Annotated in this window: 14 protein-coding genes; all 14 read right to left on the reverse strand. The window is 43.7% G+C overall.

Going from position 1 to position 17,895, the window contains the following annotated elements; genetic code table 11:
- Positions 1–69: 69 nt before the first annotated feature.
- The 14 genes from ACO05P_RS04535 to ACO05P_RS04600 all read right to left on the reverse strand — a co-directional run bounded on the left by ACO05P_RS04535 (position 70) and on the right by ACO05P_RS04600 (position 17,865).
- Complete coding sequence (locus tag ACO05P_RS04535) at positions 70–807, reverse strand: TerC family protein (protein ID WP_421753670.1); 738 nt, start codon at positions 805–807, stop codon at positions 70–72.
- On the reverse strand, positions 804–1,862 hold the full coding sequence (locus tag ACO05P_RS04540; protein ID WP_421753672.1) for a DUF6340 family protein: 1,059 nt from the start codon (positions 1,860–1,862) through the stop codon (positions 804–806). The genes ACO05P_RS04535 and ACO05P_RS04540 overlap by 4 nt, the downstream gene beginning before the upstream one ends.
- Before the next feature lie 63 nt (positions 1,863–1,925).
- On the reverse strand, positions 1,926–3,947 hold the full coding sequence (locus ACO05P_RS04545) for a dipeptidyl-peptidase 3 family protein (RefSeq protein ID WP_421753674.1): 2,022 nt from the start codon (positions 3,945–3,947) through the stop codon (positions 1,926–1,928).
- Between the two features lie 30 nt (positions 3,948–3,977).
- A complete protein-coding gene (gene bshC, locus ACO05P_RS04550; RefSeq protein WP_421753676.1) occupies positions 3,978–5,576 on the reverse strand; it encodes a bacillithiol biosynthesis cysteine-adding enzyme BshC in 1,599 nt (532 codons plus the stop codon).
- 34 nt (positions 5,577–5,610) lie between these two features.
- Complete coding sequence (locus ACO05P_RS04555) at positions 5,611–6,075, reverse strand: DCC1-like thiol-disulfide oxidoreductase family protein (protein WP_421753677.1); 465 nt, start codon at positions 6,073–6,075, stop codon at positions 5,611–5,613.
- A gap of 28 nt (positions 6,076–6,103) precedes the next feature.
- The gene (locus ACO05P_RS04560; RefSeq protein WP_421753678.1) at positions 6,104–6,244 is read right to left on the reverse strand and encodes a hypothetical protein; all 141 of its coding nucleotides are present in this window, start codon (positions 6,242–6,244) and stop codon (positions 6,104–6,106) included.
- Between the two features lie 242 nt (positions 6,245–6,486).
- Complete coding sequence (locus tag ACO05P_RS04565) at positions 6,487–7,305, reverse strand: hydroxymethylglutaryl-CoA lyase (RefSeq protein ID WP_421754879.1); 819 nt, start codon at positions 7,303–7,305, stop codon at positions 6,487–6,489.
- Positions 7,306–7,395: 90 nt separating this feature from the next.
- On the reverse strand, positions 7,396–8,859 hold the full coding sequence (locus tag ACO05P_RS04570) for an aminoacyl-histidine dipeptidase (protein ID WP_421753680.1): 1,464 nt from the start codon (positions 8,857–8,859) through the stop codon (positions 7,396–7,398).
- A gap of 10 nt (positions 8,860–8,869) precedes the next feature.
- The gene (locus ACO05P_RS04575; RefSeq protein WP_421753681.1) at positions 8,870–9,685 is read right to left on the reverse strand and encodes a prohibitin family protein; all 816 of its coding nucleotides are present in this window, start codon (positions 9,683–9,685) and stop codon (positions 8,870–8,872) included.
- Positions 9,686–9,701: 16 nt separating this feature from the next.
- Positions 9,702–11,738: a hypothetical protein gene (locus ACO05P_RS04580; protein ID WP_421753683.1), complete on the reverse strand. Its 2,037-nt coding sequence runs from the start codon at positions 11,736–11,738 to the stop codon at positions 9,702–9,704.
- 15 nt (positions 11,739–11,753) lie between these two features.
- On the reverse strand, positions 11,754–12,500 hold the full coding sequence (fabG, locus tag ACO05P_RS04585) for a 3-oxoacyl-[acyl-carrier-protein] reductase (protein WP_421753685.1): 747 nt from the start codon (positions 12,498–12,500) through the stop codon (positions 11,754–11,756).
- 10 nt (positions 12,501–12,510) lie between these two features.
- Entirely contained in the window at positions 12,511–12,966 is a 456-nt protein-coding gene (locus tag ACO05P_RS04590) for an acyl-CoA thioesterase (protein WP_421753687.1), read from the reverse strand.
- 41 nt (positions 12,967–13,007) lie between these two features.
- Positions 13,008–14,723 (reverse strand): hypothetical protein, encoded by a 1,716-nt coding sequence (locus tag ACO05P_RS04595; protein ID WP_421753688.1) that lies wholly within the window; start codon positions 14,721–14,723, stop codon positions 13,008–13,010.
- A gap of 1 nt (position 14,724) precedes the next feature.
- A complete protein-coding gene (locus tag ACO05P_RS04600) occupies positions 14,725–17,865 on the reverse strand; it encodes a tetratricopeptide repeat protein (protein ID WP_421753690.1) in 3,141 nt (1,046 codons plus the stop codon).
- Positions 17,866–17,895 lie beyond the last annotated feature (30 nt).

Raw genomic sequence — 17,895 nt, forward strand, 5'->3', positions numbered from 1 at the left:
CCTACAAATCTACATTAATTCCTATTTATTATTTAGAGATCGTTGCTCAATTGAGATTTTAGCTCTTTTTTAACGGCTTTTTGTTGATCTCTTCCGCACTCGCATATTGATAATCTCCACTATTAAGGAGAATGCCACTGCGAAATAGATATAGCCTTTACTAATATGTTGATGGAACCCTTCGGCAATGAGCATTACCCCGATTAAAATCAAAAAGCTTAAAGCCAATATCTGTAAGGTAGGATGCTGGGCAATGAAGGCGGCAATCTTTCCCGCGAAAATCAACATGACTATCAAAGACACAATAACCGCTAAAATCATGATTCCCAGTTCCTGGGTCATCCCGATAGCAGTTAATATGGAATCAAAAGAAAAAACGATATCCAGCAGTGCTATCTGAATAATAATTCCAGCCAGGCCTTTGCGCACCTTAGATTTACCTTCTTCTTCATGATGCTCCTCTCCTTCCATCTTATGATGTATCTCGGAGGTTGATTTAGCCAGAAGAAACAATCCACCTGCCAAGAGCACCAGATCGCGACCCGTAAACTCCAGGTCCATTACCGTGAACAAGGGCTCGGTTAACTGTATGATCCAGGTGATACCGAAAAGCATAGCCACCCGGAATACCAGAGCAAGAGAAATTCCTGATATACGAGCACTGGTTTGATTTTCTTTAGGTAGTTTATTGGTCAGGATGGAGATGAAAATGATATTATCAATACCCAAAACAATCTCCAATAAACTCAGGGTTAAAAAAGCTATTAAACCCTCGGTGCTAAGAATAGCGCTAAAATCCATACTCATTCTTGCAACTGATTTTGAACCGCTCTTTCGTCGTGCATGCGTCGCTGTAATTGACTGGCATAAGTACGAGCCGTTTTATTTCCATAGCGCGAATAGGCATCTTGAGCCCAGCGCTTAGCTTCTTCCAAATCGCCTAATACCTCGTAGGCCACGGCGATATTATAAGCCATTCTTCCGGCATCTTTTTGTTCAACAGCATTAGGGATGCCCTTCTTCCAAATATCAATCGCTTCTTCCCATTGACCTACTTCGGCCATGCGACCACCTTCTTCCAATTCGGGAGATTCTTTAGACTTGGTATAGAAAATGCGCTTTAAGGTTATGGGCATTGGAGCAATTTTATAGGCATAATCATGTCCGATTTGGCCACATAAATGTCGTACCGCATCGGCGCGACTGATCAATGCCGCTAAAGCCCCAGCCTTACTATCGGCCGCTCCCTCCCAGGTATTGGTTTGCGAGATCATTTGCTGATCAATCAATTCCTTATTGCGAGGATTATACAAGCGTAAGCCTACACGGATATTAGCTACCCCTTCAGCATACCATTCATCTACTTCAATTTCGCGACGATTTTTCCCCTCGACTACTTTACGCTTCACCTTACGAGTACCTTGGGTGATGATAAAATCACTGTCCATTACTTCCAATACCAGGATCGCATCTGCACGATAGCGATTCATGATATTAAATTGTAAATGTTCTGGTAGTGGATCTGGAAAGGCTGCGGTTAAACTGTTTCCTTCCAAACGCTCCGAAGCAATGAGCACTTCATAGCGGGGCGAAGATTGCAAAGCATTCTTAAGACTGTTTAAGAGCTCCTGGGCTGCTGCTTTATCCTGATGTGGCATTTCTCCGGTAAGAATGCCTTCACCAATATTCACCCAATTGCCCTTTTTACTGGGCTTGGTGCGATCCACCAATAATAAGGTTTGAATACCGGGATCAATGGTAAGAGCTGCGGGACGCATGGTATTGATCATAACCGGCTTTTGGCCCCCACAAGAACTGAGTAATGCAGCAATTACTAAAATGGCTGGTATAATTCTCTTCATAAAGCTTGGATGTTTAGCGGCTGAAAAGCAAAAGGCCTGCCATTATTGACAGGCCTTTCAATTTTATAAGTTGGAATACTTTTCTCCGTAGCGCAACATCTGCTCTAAGAAGTCAGTAGGGAACTCGAGTTCAACATCAATAATCTCCTCACCCTTATAAACCGGTTTCATTTCAGGTTGAATGAAACCCGCATAAGGAGCGATATGCAATTTCTCAGTACGTTGTAGAACCTCTTCGTGAATGGCCTGATCCACCTTCACTCCATAGTTCTCCACTAAATTACGGCCAGCCTGATAATCGCCTTGGGATTTTACACGTTGAATCTCACGAAGTTGCTTGCCGAAAATCTCACGCAAGGCATCGTAATCATTAATTACGAAATAGGTCTTGCCATCAATTACCTTACGTTCAATCACATTATTCTCTGCGCCCATTTCAAAGGCCCAGGCAGCAACTAATTGACGGTTACGCATATGATCTTCTTCGATATTCTCACCCAAATTCAGGCGCCGTAACTGCAGCATCAAGCCATTGCGGATGTAATTATCGTATTCCGCTTTACCGGCCTCCAGGCTTTCCATTAAACCTAGCTCCAGCATTTTAGGATCCATTATAAAGTAAAGTGCAACTAAATCAGCACGGGCTTCTTCCAAGGTGCTGGAGTAGTTTTTCAAGGTCTCCTTGGGAGTATGCACATCTTTTTCTAGTTTCCCGGAAGCGTGGCCTACTACCTCATGCAGAGCAGTGTGCATTTTAGAGCTAATCGCTCCGTATTTCTTAGCACGTTCTAATTCCTCGGTACTAAAGGCAAATTCCTCAAGGAAACCTTCCCCGCGGGCATTTTCATAAGCCCCTTCAATATTGGTGAGGCTAATCGATTTAGAACCATGCTCTACGCGAATCCAGTTGGCATTCGGCAGGTTAACCCCAATAGGAGTTGAAGGAGTCGTTGCCCCAGCCTCACCAACAACATTAATCATGCGATAGGATACGCCTACCACCTTTTCCTTTTTATGTTGGTCCATAATCGGACTGTTATCCTCGAAGAATTGGATATTATCCGAAATCACCTTCATTTTTTCACTGGCATCCATATCCTTTACCTGAACCACAGTTTCATAAGTTGCTTTATAACCAAGCGGATCGTGGTACACTTCGATAAAGGAATTAATATAGTCTACCGTGCTAGCGGTATCCTGCACCCAGGCAATATTATACTCATCCCATTTATTGAGATCTCCACTTTGGTAGTATTCGATCAAAAGACCCAAAGCCTTGGCCTGCTGCTCATTTTCAGCTACCCCTTGGGCCAATTCCAACCAATGAATAATCTTCTTAATGGCGGGTCCGTATAAACCTTCCGCATGCCAGGTTTTCTCCACCAAGGTTCCGTTTTCGCGAACCAATTTGGAGTTTAAGCCATAGCTAATTGGGGTGCTGTCTTTAGGATTCATCTGAGCTTTATAAAAGGCCGTGGCCTCCGTTTCCGTGATATCTGGATCATAGAAATTTACTGCGGATGCCAGCAATAAATCATGATTAGGATCCTTACTTACGCCCTTGCTATCTTCGGTATTGAAAATTACGGCCATCGCCTCTTCACTTAAGCTGGCGCCACTCTTTTCCAATAAAGATTCCAAATAGGCCTGATCAAATTCGGGCTTTAGTTTGGCATGGCTGTAATGATGATGAATACCATTGCTAAAGAATACACGCTTGGCATAAATCAGGAAATTCTCCCATTGGGCATCTCCTTCACCTTCGTGATTTTTAATAATGGTCTCTAGAGCCTTGCGAATCTCCAAATTATGGCGATATAATTGATCCCATAAAATATCGCGACCTTCCAGGCCAGCCTGGGTGAGGTAATAAGCCAGTTTTTTCTGTTGCAGACTTAATTTTTCCCATCCGGGAACCTGGTATCGCAAAATGCGTAAATCTGCAAATTGCTCAGTTTGCCATTGATAATCAGTGGTCTTTTCAGTCATGGATTCGTTTTCAGCGGGTGTTTTCTCTTCAGTAGGATTGGTGCAGGCTCCGGCCACTAATAAAGCAGACAGAGTCCAAAGGCTGATTCTTTTCATGTTCTTGAATTAGTTGCTCGAATATAAAGCTTAAAGCCGGACAATAGTAAAGCGAAAATCCAATGGATCGAGGTCTTTCAATAGTCTTTGAATAAGGTCTTTTCCATAGCTCGCATAATAGGGCGATAGGTTATCATGGCGCTCCTGTAAACCACCTTTTGGAAAGAGGGCTAAATAGGCTCTTTCCAACTTTTCCATCTGCTCGGAAGAACGACGTTTTTCTGCGCGAATCAGCTTTTTACGCAAATTCTCAATGCCATTCAATTGCTTTTGCCTTTGGGCATTAACAGCTCCCAACATCGAGCGGTCGGTTAATTCGGCAATGGCCTCCAAATCTTCAAACATCTTTTCCAATTGCTCATCAAAATCCTTGAGCTCGATATCCTTAGGAAAGCGTTTTTTGATATAATTCCGTTTCAGATCATTTAAATCCTGAAATAATTCGCGCGGATCCAAATCCAAATCAGCTAAGCGATTACACCATTTCTCCGGACAAAGCAATACTGAGTTTCGCAAGATCAATAAAGGAAAATGCACGGCTTGATCATCAAACATCGACTTCAATTGAAACCAGTAAGCCAATTCACCTCCCCCGCCTATATAAGCCAGATTAGGTAAAATTACCTCTTGATATAAAGGACGTAAAACCACATTGGGACTGAATCGCTCCGGGTGATTTTCAAGTTCAGAATTTAAATCGCTCTCACTAAAACGGATATCGGTATTCAAAACCAACCATTCGCCATCCTTATATTCAATGCGCTCCCTTAAACCGGGCTTTAAGTAAAAGAGATTAATGGGTCTTGGAAACACTTGAGCAAAATACTTATGACCTAAGGCATCGCTTTGCTCTTGCACCTTTCGGTGGATGCGATCTTCAAAGAGATCTGTCTTAAAATGGGGAAGCATTTGCTGCTTTAATTCTGGTCGATCCGCATCCAAAACGACCAATCCCTCCGATTTAAAGAGCTCATGTACCACCCAGCGGGTAGCCTGACTTAAATTCGGATGTTCGTGATAGCCATTACGTAAAATGCTCAGAATTTCTTCGGCCTGCTTGCCAGGACCTAAATGCTCTTCCAACTCGTCGATCACTTTGCCCATCCCGAAAGGTGGCATATGCCCCACTGGACCTTTAAAGTCATTCACCCATTTTAATCGACCTCCAAAGAGATTGATAAAGGAGATTTCTTCAAAGTCATGATCTTCACTGGCCATCCAGTAAATGGGTACAAAATTGTATTCGGGGTACGCTTCTTTGAGTTGTTTACTCAAATTAATGGTACTTACAATCTTATAAATAAAGTATAAGGGGCCCGTGAGGATATTTAATTGATGTCCGGTGGTAACCGTAAAGGTCTTATTCGATCTTAGGCTCTCAATATTCTCCAGCAAATCAGCATTAGGCTCAATACCCGTTTCCTGGTATTGTTGGATTAAACTATCCGCCAAAACTTGACGCTTATCCAAGGGAAAATCCTGGCGCGCCTGGATGCGGGCTTTAAAAGATTTGAGTTCGGGAAAATCCGATATATAGTTCTGTAATTGAGGATTATGATCTAAATAGTCGAGGATCAGTTGACTAAAATAACCGGTTTGACGGTAAGGGATACACTCCGATTCTTTCATGCGGCTAAAATACTATTAAGGGCTGAAAAGCAGGCTAGCTTAGGATCAGAAACAAGAATACAAATAAGTATATCGCCCAAAAGGGTCGAAGGTTCAAAGGATCGGAGCCAAAAAGCATTTTGGTAATTCTAAAGCAGAAACCTCGATTGGTAGCCATCCATTGGTACAGAGTATCGCTAAAATTTCGGAAGAGTACATTTCTTTGATAGGATCTGTGCATCCAGCGGTATTTTCCCGCCAAATACAAACTGCGATAAGCAGAATCCGGGCCACTGTAAATATGACCGTCGGTATCAATTAAACGACTGGCTTCTTTAAAGATTTGGGGATCTAAATCCTCGAATTGATCCAAGGCATTTTGATAGGGCACAAAAATAACTTTGCCCTTCAGCATCTTATCCCAGTTGCTGGTCCAGAAACGGCAAAAAGAACAATCGCCGTCCCAATACATGCTCACCTGAGCGGGTGGAAACTGTGTTTCTCGAACTTTTTGGAACACTTCACTTTTTAAGCGAAGTTACGCGGAATTAAGCAGTTTGCTTATCCATTTCAAATTGAAAACTACGCTCTTGATCGCGCAGCATTTTTCCTTGACTAATGGAGAGGGTCCTCCCTTCATTACTCACATAGTCTTTGACCTCTAAAGCTAATTGTAGCCAGTTCCTCATGGTTGTTGTTTTCACCGAAAATAGTCAACCACGGAATAAAATACAAGTATTTCACGAACATATATTCCTTACCAGTTCTGGCTTTCGTGAAAATCAATGAAAAAGTTAGAGTTGATTTGCAGCGATTTTCATAGCAAAAATTTGAAGGACAGTTATTAACAAGTGCCTGTTAATTAAGCTATTTCGATCTTCAAATTTTCGAGGCCTCTATTTTGTATTGCTATTTCTCTCTTGTAAAAAAATTAGAGCGGAAAAGTTTGCAGTGCCCGGTTGTAGGCCGACTCAAAAGCCAGCATATCTACCCCATGGGCCACCTTTTTTTCATTGAAATAGCTGAGTAATTTCTCGGTAGGCATATTGCCAATGAGATCATCTGCGGCCATTGGGCAACCACCGTAACCTTTAATGGCTCCATCAAAGCGCCGACAACCTTTAGCATAAGCCGTATCTACCTTTTCCCGCCAATTATGAGCATGGGTATGCAAATGGGCACCAAACTCCACTTGTGGGAAGGCAGGGATTAAGCTTCCAAACAAATGCGCGATGCTTTCTGGATTGGAGGTACCAATGGTATCTGATAGAGACAGGATCTTAACTCCACGATCCGCCAAAGCAGCACAAAAATCCTCAACTATGCTTACTGACCAGGCCTCGCGATAGGGATTCCCGAATCCCATGCTTACATAAACAACCAATTGCTTATTCTGCTTGGCGCTGAGCTCTAAAAGCTCTTCCACCAATTCCCGGCTCTCGGCAATGGTTTTATTGGTATTACGCTTTTGGAATACTTCCGAAACTGAAAAGGGATAACCCAGATATTCGATTTCATCATAAGCAGCAGCTTCTTGCGCTCCTCTTAGATTAGCCACAATGGCTAGTAATTGGGTTTGGGTACGGCTCAAGTCCAGATTAGCCAGAACTTCTTTGGTGTCCCTAAGCTGTGGAATAGCCTTGGGAGAAACAAAACTGCCAAAATCCAAACTATGAAAGCCTACCTCCAGCAAAGACTGGAGATAGGCTACTTTATTTTGTGTTGGTATAAAATCGTGAAGGCCCTGCATGGCGTCGCGGGGGCATTCCACAATATCCACGTGATTTGCTGTCAATTTTCGCTTTTTTTGATGAGAGGTTCTGCGAAAGTACTAGCAATTTTAAGATTTCGGAACCCTTTTTAAGGCTTCAAGGAAATAGCCCCAAAACTTGCCCACCGATGCAATGTTCACCTTCTCATCTGGGCTGTGCGGATTCTTAATGGTCGGACCGAAAGAAATCATTTCTAAATTAGGATAATGCTGACCTAAAAGCCCGCATTCCAAACCTGCATGACAAGCCAATACATTAGGCTCTTCCTTAAATAATTCCACATACAAATCCTTCATCATGCCCAGCATACGAGAGTTTGGATCGAGCTTCCAACCAGGATAAGAACCACTGTGCTCCACTTGAGCGCCTAATATTCGCCAAGGCGCCCCTACTGAATCTGCAATATCAAATTTGGCACTTTCACGATCCGAACGCTGTAGGGCTTTTAAGTTCATCTGCCCCTTGGCTAAGCTCACATGGGCCACATTATTGCTGGTTTCCACCAAATCTTCCACATCAGGACTCATCCGGCGAATGCCATCATGGGTACATTGTAATGCAGCGCTAAAACGCTGGAAGTCGGTAGCCGTCATTTTTTGAGCCGGTAAATCCACTTTATCCACGGCAATGCGAATATTCGGATCAGTAGTAGCAAACTCCTTAACCAGAGCAGCACCTAATTCCTTCCAGTATTCTTCGGCCGCAGCTGCTTTATCCTTGCTTACTACTACAATGGCTTCTGCTTCACGCGGAATGGCATTACGTAAACCTCCCCCTTCGAATTCACTGATGCTCCAGCCGTATTCTTCTTGAGGATCGTAAATCATGCGATTTAAAACCTTATTGGCATTACCACGACCGTAAACGATATCCATACCGCTATGACCACCAAAAAGACCTTCTACCTTCACCTGGAAAGCTTGTTCCGTAGCGGCATCGGTAGCCTCTTCTTCATAGTTCCAGTTTACATCAGTATCAATACCTCCGGCACAACCAATGCTAAGTTCATCGTCATCTTCGGTATCGAGGTTCATCAAAATATCACCACTCAAGAAACCGGCTTGTAAATGATGCGCACCGGTCATGCCTGCTTCCTCATCCGTGGTAAACAGAGCTTCTAAAGCGGGATGTTCAATATCCTTAGAGGCTAATACAGCCATAATCGAAGCTACCCCAATACCATTATCTGCACCCAGAGTGGTTCCACGGGCCTTCACCCATTCCCCATCTATGTACATATTGATTCCTTGCGTTTCGAAATCAAAGTCGGTGTCTTTGTTCTTTTGGCAAACCATATCCAAATGCGCCTGTAAAACCACTTTCTTGCGGTCTTCCATACCAGCACTGGCAGGTTTTGATACCAGGATATTCCCGATTTCATCTTGTTTCCACTCCAAGCCCAGACTTTTGGCAAAATCGATCATAAAGGCCTGTACCTTTTCTTCTTTTTTAGAAGGACGTGGAACAGAGTTTAAATCGGCAAAATGCCCCCAAACGGATTGGGGCTCAAGGTTTCTGATTTCTTCAGACATTCGATCTGTTTTATTGATTTCCTAAAATGATGGGTAGGCCGTCTTTGCCGGAACCCACAACTATTACTTTGGAATTTTTAGACTCCGCCAGTTTTAAGGTGGCGTCAATTCCCTTCTCTTTTAGAATTTTCTCTGTTAAGGAATTCGAGATAATTTCATTGGCACGCGCTTTACCTTCGGCCTCAATACGCTGACGCTCCGCTTCTTTTCGCGCTAATTGCAATTTAAACTCATACTCCAATGATGCCTGCTCTTGCTCGAGTTTACGCTCAATGGCCTCTTTTAATTTTGGCGGTAATTTTACCTCTCGAATTAAGATCGCATCCAACATCAAATAGTTTTCGCCCATAGGTTCAGCCGTGCGGGTAAAAATCTCATTTTGGATATCCTCTCTTTTCGTTGAATAAAGCTCCTCGGCATTGTATTTACCTATAACCTCTCGAGCCGCCGATCGGATATAGGGCTTGATAATTTTATCATGGTAGTTGGCCCCAATTTCATCGTGCAAATAGCCAATTCGATCTTCTTTGGGATAAAAGCGATAGGAAAGATCCAAGGTGATTGTCAGACCATTACGATCCAGGACATCCATTTTACTGAAGCTTTCCATTTTACGTACATCGTAGGTATACACTGCGTCCCAGGGCCATTTCACATGGAAACCCTGTCCGTATACTTTATCCTTATCCAAACCGCCTTGGAATTTGCGGAAGATTACCGCCTTTTCGCCAGCATTAATGGTATAAGTGATAGAATTCCAGGTGAGGATAACTACCAAAAATGCCACGAAAGCCAGAACGATCAAAAATGTTGTTCTTTGTTTCATAACCGTTTTATTTGATTTAATAGCGCCCCCAGTATTTGCGGAGGAACCATTCCAGACTAATGAGTATCAAAACTACAAAGAAGAGCTCCCATTTGGTCAATAATTCCCGCTTAATCTTGCGTTCATTCAATTGCTGAGGGGCTTCCAATTGACTTAAATCAGTCAACAATTGAGGCCAGTCTTTGAGCTCATAAGCTTTACCCCCACTTTGGCTGGCCATGGCATCCAGCATTTCCCTTCGGGCTCGCAGATCTTGTTGTTCCAAAGAGTTTTCCTGAACCCAAATTCTGCCTTGCTTTTCATAATCTCGATCACCTAAGCGAGTACTGGCGGTATAGCTGTAAAGTCCGGGCTTTAGACCATCTAATTTCAAGCGATAAATATTCGACTCCCGGCTGAAACGGTAATCATAGGTTTCGCCATTGGCTCCACTCAGCTTAAGGCTTAGATCGGACTCATTTACCAAATTACCTCCAGGATTGTAAAGCTTGGCAATAACCCGCGATGCGGAGCGCTCATACAATTCATTCTCAAATTCAATTTGCAAGGGTTCCTCCCTTTCCTGGGCTTGTAAATAGTGTACCCACCGACGGAAAAATTGATCAAAAGCACGACTTTGCTTTTCATTTTTCACATTATACATCCGCCAGGACCAAAAGCCACGGCCTGCGAATAATCCCAGGCGTTGCCCTTCCCTGCTTCCAGAAATCGCCAATGCTTCATTGCTCTTAACATTGCCAATTTGCTTGTACAAGACTACTTCGGCCCAAGCCGGAACTTCTAAATTCCCATACAAACCCTCGATGGGAGGCCAGCCTGGGAAAAGGGATTTTTGCTCAGCATCCAGCGCAAATAAACCCAGATTATTGGCGGTTAAAGCAAACTGTTCTTCCGCATCCGGATTGAGCCCCTTAGCCAAATCCAAACTATGTAAGGCTCTTAAATTAGATTGAGAGCCTGCAATAAATAAAGTAGGGATTCTCTTCTCAGTAATCTCCTGTACCAGGCTTTCATCCCAGTCAAAGGCCAATAATACTCGTGCCTCTTTTAAATCCAATTCATTGCGATTACGGCAATAATGAATTTCCCAATTGGCTTCACTTTGGATGGCTCTGCGGAGAGCGGCTACATCCGGATGACTTTGGGGGCTGTAAATCCAAATGGCATAGGCCTCTTTGCGCACCTCAAAGGCAATCTCCCGGCGGTCGTTGGATGGATTTGCATCGGCTGTCGCCTGAATGAGCGCTATACTATACGATTGTAAGCCCTCCTCTTCAGCGGCTATTTCTACTATCTGGCTTTCCAGCCAATCCTCACGATTTACCGAGAACTTAGCCTCATGTACCAATTGCTCATCGGAATTTCGAATCTCCAGCTTAAAGCTTGATCCGACGGCATTGCGAGCAGCCAGATCAATTTCCAGGCTAAGTTTACGACCTAAACTAAGACTCTTATTGTAGCGCAGGGCCTCAATACCAATATCCCGCGCCTGCTCTCTATTTCCATATTTGAGGATGTATAATGGCGCATTAGTCTGGGCCGCGAATTGCAAAGGATTTCGCCCCTGATTGTAAATACCGTCACTAAGCAATACCGTAGCCGCCAGAGGTTCGCCATAAAAGCGATCCTGCACTTCATCTAGTGCCTGATAAATATTGGTAAACTCCGATTCCCTTGCTGAATCCTCCTCCAGACTTTTGGCAAAAACATAGGAAAAGAGTTGATATTTACTGAGTTGTGACTCTGATTGGTCTGACCATGCAGCTAGCATTGAATCCAAAACGAGGCTATCCTGATGATAGCGCATGGAACGAGAAACATCTTCTAAAAAAATCAGGCGTGGCTTTAATGCTTGTACTTCACGCTCTACAGTTTGTGGTTTGAGCAGGAAGAAGCATAGCAGTAAAAGGCCAAAGAAACGCAGGGAAGCCAAGGTCCAGATTTGGCTTTTGGAATACTCCGGTTTGCGGAAATAATAAAAAAAGAGTCCCAGGCCGATCAAAAGAGCAGCCGGGACTAAATACCAGGGTGAATAGCTAAATGTGATTTCCATTTGCAGATGCGGACCTTAGGTCAACATCCCACCGTCTACCTGCAAGGTCTGACCGGTAACATAAGCCGATAAGTTTGAGGCCAGGAATAAGCAAGCATTGGCAACATCTTCCGGACTACCACCGCGTTTTAGTGGAATGGCATCGCGCCAGCCTTGCACGGTTTTCTCATCCAGTTTATCGGTCATTTCAGTTTCGATAAATCCGGGAGCAATGGCATTACAGCGGATATTGCGAGAACCTAATTCGAGGGCAACCGACTTGGTGAAACCAATAATTCCTGCTTTAGAAGCAGCATAGTTGGCCTGACCAGCATTTCCTTTTACCCCTACCACTGAGCTCATGTTAATGATAGATCCGGAGCGGGCTTTCAGCATGGTGCGCTGTACGGCTTTGGTAAGGTTGAAGATGGACTTCAAGTTGATTTGAATCACCTTGTCGAAATCCTCTTCCGTCATACGCATTAATAGGGTATCCTTGGTAATACCGGCATTGTTTACCAGTACATCGATGGTTTCGAAATCCTTTAAAACATCGTCTACCAATTGTTGGGCAGCTTCAAAATCAGAAGCATCAGAGCGGTAGCCTTTGGCTTTAACACCATAGGCACTTAATTCTTTTTCAACCTCTTCGGCCTGAGCCACAGAAGAAAGGTAAGTAAAGGCCACCTGGCATCCTTGTTGGGCAAAAACCTCGGCAATTCCTTTACCGATACCTTTGGATGCTCCGGTAATCAGAGCCACTTTTCCTTCGAGTAATTTCATATACTGCTATTTATTTGTCAATCGGAAGCCACGTAAAATCGGCGTGGCGTGGTAAGTTACTAAGCTTATCAATAAAATCTTGCGGGGGCAAGGTCAGTTTTCGCAATTTAAGATCAATAAAAGCTCCGAAAACCTCTACCGTGGCGCAAAGAGTCTCACCTCGCCAAATTTCATGGACAAAGGCAAAACGGCCATAATCTTCGCGCAATAGTTTCAAAGAGCCCGACATAATCAGGTCATCGCCAAAATGCAGCTCACGTCTAAAATTGGCTTTTTCCTCAAACAATACCGGGCCAAATCCGGCCTTAGCCATATCCTCTACCCGAATTCCACGAGCAATAAAAAGTTCGGTGCGTAATTGGGCGGCAAAATCATAGTAAACGGAATGGCGCACATGACCATTAGGATCGAGATCGCTCCAACGAATGTGGAGTTTCTGCTCAAAGCGACTACTGTTTTCTGTCATAAGGAGGCAAAGCTACAATGCTTCTGCAAATTGCGGCGGCTCTAAAAGCGATAAGTGAAACCGAATAAGGCATTGATGCCCTGGGCGCGATAACCAAGGTACATTTCGTAATCGCTATTCAGCAAATTGCTCAAGTTAATAAAGGCCCCAATACGAGAATTGTAGTAATAATCGATCTTTAAACCTAAATCAACATAAGGCTTTAACATAGCCTCCAAATTGGGATTGGCTTCTTGTACAAAGGCATGACGGGCTCCCACATAATTTAACATCAGGCCCAAGCCTACTTTTTCGCGGTAGGTATAGCTTCCCTCCACCTGCGCCTCGAAATAGGGACGGTACAAGGCCAATTGATCATCAGCCAGGCTAAAATCGCGGGCGGTAGCTGATGCCGTTAAAAGGAATTTCTCCTCCCAATTAAAGTTAATGCTACCAGAGGCGTAGAATTCGCCCAAATCCTGATACAGAATATTGATACCATCACTCACTGAGTCTAAATAGAAATTGGGATCGCGGTATAAGAAAGCATCCGAACGCAAATTAGCATAACCTCCTTCAACCCGGAAGGAAGTAGAACTACTCAATAAGCCTTCGGCCGCTACGAAAGCCTTAATGGTTCTGCTGGGTACCGATGTTTGACCGGTGGTGATAAAGGGGCTCATCCCATTAATATCACGATAGGTATTGCGTTCCAATAAGCCGGTAATCCCACCCACTACGCTCAGTACATCAGGAACGGCTCGATACCGCACGATTAATTCGGGGAAGAAATAGGCACCCCCATTGGTTTTAACAGGGCGACTATCATTATTACCCAGGAAATACAAATTCAAACCAAAATCCAGAGCATATTCACCTTTATCTACTCGGATATAAGGCTTCATCTGTACTTGCATAAAGCTCTGATCAAATAAGCGGGAGCTATCCGCAGCGCTGAACAGGCTATCGTATTTGGTATTGAAATAAGCTGCATTTAGTTCCAGAAATAATTTCTGCTCACCGGCAGGTAAATTCCAATCCGAATGCACCTGAAAATCATTCTCCTGCGCCTTGTAATTATCCCCAAAATAGCGGTAGCGCAGATCGATCTGCTTTAACCAGCCCATCTCCTTTTCACGGGATTCGCGCAAGGAAGTCTGCACTCCAAAACTGCGGTACCAGTTATAAGGAGCTTCTCCTAATCCCAGGGTATCATCACCGGGCAAGAAACTAAGCATAGGACGACCGTAATAATGGTATTTATTCAAGTCGACATCTGCCGCTACATGCCAGGTATACTTAGAATAGAAACGATCGAAATAGCCCCCGATATGATTGCGGGAAAATGCATTGTCCTCATAAAGGATATCCGATACACCCGTTTTGGTTGATAGATGCTGAGCATCAAAACCATAGCTGTATTTAGAACTGCGCTTACTATTGTAATAGACTTCGGCCAGGCCGGTATTATACGCACCATAACCTCCGCGGATAAAGGCTCGGTACAATTCCGGCACTTCAACCACACGAATGCGTGCCGGACTCAAGGGTTCCGGATTCATCCGTACATCCAGCGGCAGGCTGTTAATACTGTATTGAACTTCAATTTTTTGACTAATACTATCGGCATACTGAGGTTGCTCCAAAATCTTCTGAGCATCCTTAACCTGTGCCTTATAGCGATCGGTAACCTTTAATTCTAAAGATCCCAAATTGTCTGGCTGAGCAAAGGCAGAAAAACCACCTAAAAGCAATAAGCTTAATCCGATCTTTCGCATATTATTTCTCAATTATTTCAGGTTCCTCCATGGGAATATCTTCTCCCGGACTATCTAATAACTGCAGGTCGCCCTCAGCATCCAGCAAAATGGGTGACTCTTGCTTGCGTAAAAGGGCCTCTTTTTCGGCAATAGCACGGGCTTCGGCATCCTGAATTTCTGTTTTCAAAGCTTTGGCCTGATTCACCAATTCGGCATTATCCTCACTGCTAATAATGAAGTCGAGAATATAATTGGCCTGAAAAATATCATCCAATTTCCAGAAGTTGCGGGCCATCAAAAGCAAGGCCTTCATCTTCCATTCACGGTAAGATGGCAGGGCCTCAATCATCTGATTTATCAAGGCATTGCTGCTATCGTATTTCTCTTGTTTTTGGCGAATTAAAGCCATGTGGTAAAAGGCCTCTGCTTTGGTCGCTCCGGCCGTAGCTTTCTGAACCTGACTAAAGAGTTGGAAGCTCTGTGCATAAGCCTCGCGGCGGAAATACACCATGGCCTGGTAGCGTTTAGCCTCATTGCGAAGATTATCGCTCACCTGATCCATATTCAATACGGCAGTGCTTTGTTCCAATAAGGACTCATCATCACCTAATCGGTCTGCACAACGCATTAATCCAGTGCGGGCTCGCTGCAATTGCTCTTTACTTTCCGCTAAGCGAGCAAAACGATCAAAGCGCTCACGAGCCAGTGCATAATTACTATCTGCAAAATCTTGAGCCGCTAAGAAAGGTAGTCCTGCCAATTTATATTCGCGATTATTACTGTGCTCTAAAGCAGCGTATAAGGTGTAGGCCTCTGCTTTTTTCTCAGTTCTTAAAGCGGCATCAGCAGCCAGGAATTGTGCTTCCTGCTTAAATACCCCATTGGGGAAGCGATTTAAATAATTATCCAGGGATTGATATGCTGCTTCATAATTCCCTTCAGCATAAATATCAAAAGCAGCGCTGTAGGCTGTAGAATCCAGTGCCGTTTCCTTAATATCCATGAATTCGATGGTAGCCACCCAATCCAAATAGGCCGTGATATTGCGCTCACGCTTGTATACGATTTCCGCTAAACGAATCGCTTCATAAGCCTCTTGGGTGCCAGGATACTTATCTACGATCTCTTTGTAAACGGTGATGGCCATTTCATTTTGATCGCGGTTACTGTAGATCAAGCCTTGTTTAAGCTGCACTTCCAATAAGCGATCACTATTGGGGAATTCTCTTTCGAACTCCTTAAATACCTGTAAGCTATTCACATAATCATCCATATGGAGATAGGTCAATCCCAATTCGAATTTGGCTTTCTCCGCATAAACCGAACGCGAGTATTTACCCAATAAGGTTTTTAGTTCCAGAACCTTCTCATTCTGTTTTTCGTCTAAGCCCAGGCACACCGCTCTTTGGTAATGGGCATAATCCGACTCTACACTATTGGCCTGAATGGCCTTTTGATAAAAATCGGAAGCCAACAAATAACCACCCGTTAAAAGATAAGCATCGCCCAAGCGCAAATAGGCATCGGCCTTGCGTGGATCTTGAGTTTTAGCATCGCGCGCAAAAATTCGGAAATCATCTGCCGCTGCTTTAAAATCAAAAACCTTGTAGGCGCAATAAGCACTGTGATAATAGGAACGAGCATAAACAGTTTGCGCCGCCGCTCCTTTACCCGCCCGGAAGTTTTGGAAAGACTTACGCGAATTTTCATAATCACGTAAGCGATACTGACATTCACCAATCCAGTATAGCGCCAGGTTAGCCAGGTCTTTATCTTCAGGATAAGCACGAGATTCTTCGTACTTCTTTAGCGCTCCGGCAAATTTGAGAGAGTTGAATAATTCCGTAGCACGGTAAAAAGCAATTTTCTGATAAATACCACGCATTTCAGGGCTATTGATGCCCGTTACCTTAATGGCTTCCATGGCCCGATCGTAATCCTTGGTGGTGATATAAATATTGGCCAAATAGCCATTGATCTCTTTCGTGTGCCTGGAATTCGGATAGCGACGCAGAAAATCTTGCAATACTTCAATCGCATCTTTAAAAGGGCTGGCCAGTTCATAGCTCAGCTTAACATAATTGAAAGAGGCATCTTCAGTAATTTCAGGGGAATGGTTAAGATCCGCTGCCGCTTTAAAAGCTACCATAGATTGATTCTTCTCACCTACTTTTAAATAGGCGTCTCCCAAGTGGTAATAGGCATTCTGGCGCAATTCTTCGGGACCAGCGGTAATCTTATTAAAAGCACGGATCGCCTCCGCAAATTGATCTTCTCGGTAATAGGAATAGCCCGCCTGGTAATGATCTTTTAACTTCATGCGTCCCCCTTTCTCTTGATAGATTTTCAGATACTTAAGGGTATTGGCGAAGTCTTCTCGACTGTAAAAAGCGTCCGTTAAGAGTTTGGCAATTTCCGGAGCCCGACTTTCACTGGCATTGGCGATGAGTTCTTCACCTACTTCTACCAATTTATTATAGTCTTCCAGGGCATAATAGATATGGGCCAAATAATAAGGCACCATAGGTCCGAAATTAGGATCCTCTTGTAAGGGTAAGAAATTATTTAAGGCCTCTGCATAACTGCTATCCGCATAGAGTAAGTGGGCGTAATAATAGCGAGCCGAATTAGCATAGGCGCTGTTTCCATCTTTCAATTTCAGGAAAAGCTCCTGGGCTGGAGAGGATTGCTCATCCTGTAAGAGTGCATAAGCCCATTTAAATTGAAACTCCGCTTTCTGCTCTGCGTTTAAGGCATAGGGATCTACCTTCTCGTAATAAGGAATAGATTGACGATAGCGCTTTAGGCTAAAGAGATTATTAGCATATCGCAGCCATAAGCGATTTTGCAAAGGACTGGTTTCATGCATCAGAGCAAACTCCTCTACCCTTTCTTCAATATCCCCATGGTAAAGTTCAATTGCGCAATAGGCCCCAAAATATCGGGCGTTCATGCGTTTTTCATCACCGTATTGCGGATTGTTGGCAATGCGATCAAAAATAAGTTGAGCATTACCGTATTGCTGCTTTTCGAAAAGTTCTAAAGCTGCCTCATAATCTTCTTCATGGCCTTGGAGGTGTTGGTTTACCTGGGCCGATAATGAAGAAGAAATTAAGATGAGTACAGCCAATGAGCGTTTTAAAGCCTTGAAAATGCGCATATTAGCTTTAATTAATCTATCGTTCTAAAG

This window comes from Croceimicrobium sp. (assembly GCF_965228705.1).
Taxonomy (GTDB): Bacteria; Bacteroidota; Bacteroidia; order Flavobacteriales; family Schleiferiaceae; genus Croceimicrobium.

Excerpts from the sequence above, each read along its gene's own strand:
- ACO05P_RS04535 (WP_421753670.1), bottom strand. The coding sequence starts at position 807 with ATGAGTATGGATTTTAGCGCTATTCTTAGCACCGAGGGTTTAATAGCT.
- ACO05P_RS04540 (WP_421753672.1), bottom strand. The coding sequence starts at position 1,862 with ATGAAGAGAATTATACCAGCCATTTTAGTAATTGCTGCATTACTCAGT.
- ACO05P_RS04545 (WP_421753674.1), bottom strand. The coding sequence starts at position 3,947 with ATGAAAAGAATCAGCCTTTGGACTCTGTCTGCTTTATTAGTGGCCGGA.
- bshC (WP_421753676.1), bottom strand. The coding sequence starts at position 5,576 with ATGAAAGAATCGGAGTGTATCCCTTACCGTCAAACCGGTTATTTTAGT.
- ACO05P_RS04560 (WP_421753678.1), bottom strand. The coding sequence starts at position 6,244 with ATGAGGAACTGGCTACAATTAGCTTTAGAGGTCAAAGACTATGTGAGT.
- ACO05P_RS04565 (WP_421754879.1), bottom strand. The coding sequence starts at position 7,305 with ATGCAGGGCCTTCACGATTTTATACCAACACAAAATAAAGTAGCCTAT.
- ACO05P_RS04570 (WP_421753680.1), bottom strand. The coding sequence starts at position 8,859 with ATGTCTGAAGAAATCAGAAACCTTGAGCCCCAATCCGTTTGGGGGCAT.
- ACO05P_RS04575 (WP_421753681.1), bottom strand. The coding sequence starts at position 9,685 with ATGAAACAAAGAACAACATTTTTGATCGTTCTGGCTTTCGTGGCATTT.
- ACO05P_RS04580 (WP_421753683.1), bottom strand. The coding sequence starts at position 11,738 with ATGGAAATCACATTTAGCTATTCACCCTGGTATTTAGTCCCGGCTGCT.
- fabG (WP_421753685.1), bottom strand. The coding sequence starts at position 12,500 with ATGAAATTACTCGAAGGAAAAGTGGCTCTGATTACCGGAGCATCCAAA.
- ACO05P_RS04590 (WP_421753687.1), bottom strand. The coding sequence starts at position 12,966 with ATGACAGAAAACAGTAGTCGCTTTGAGCAGAAACTCCACATTCGTTGG.
- ACO05P_RS04595 (WP_421753688.1), bottom strand. The coding sequence starts at position 14,723 with ATGCGAAAGATCGGATTAAGCTTATTGCTTTTAGGTGGTTTTTCTGCC.
- ACO05P_RS04600 (WP_421753690.1), bottom strand. The coding sequence starts at position 17,865 with ATGCGCATTTTCAAGGCTTTAAAACGCTCATTGGCTGTACTCATCTTA.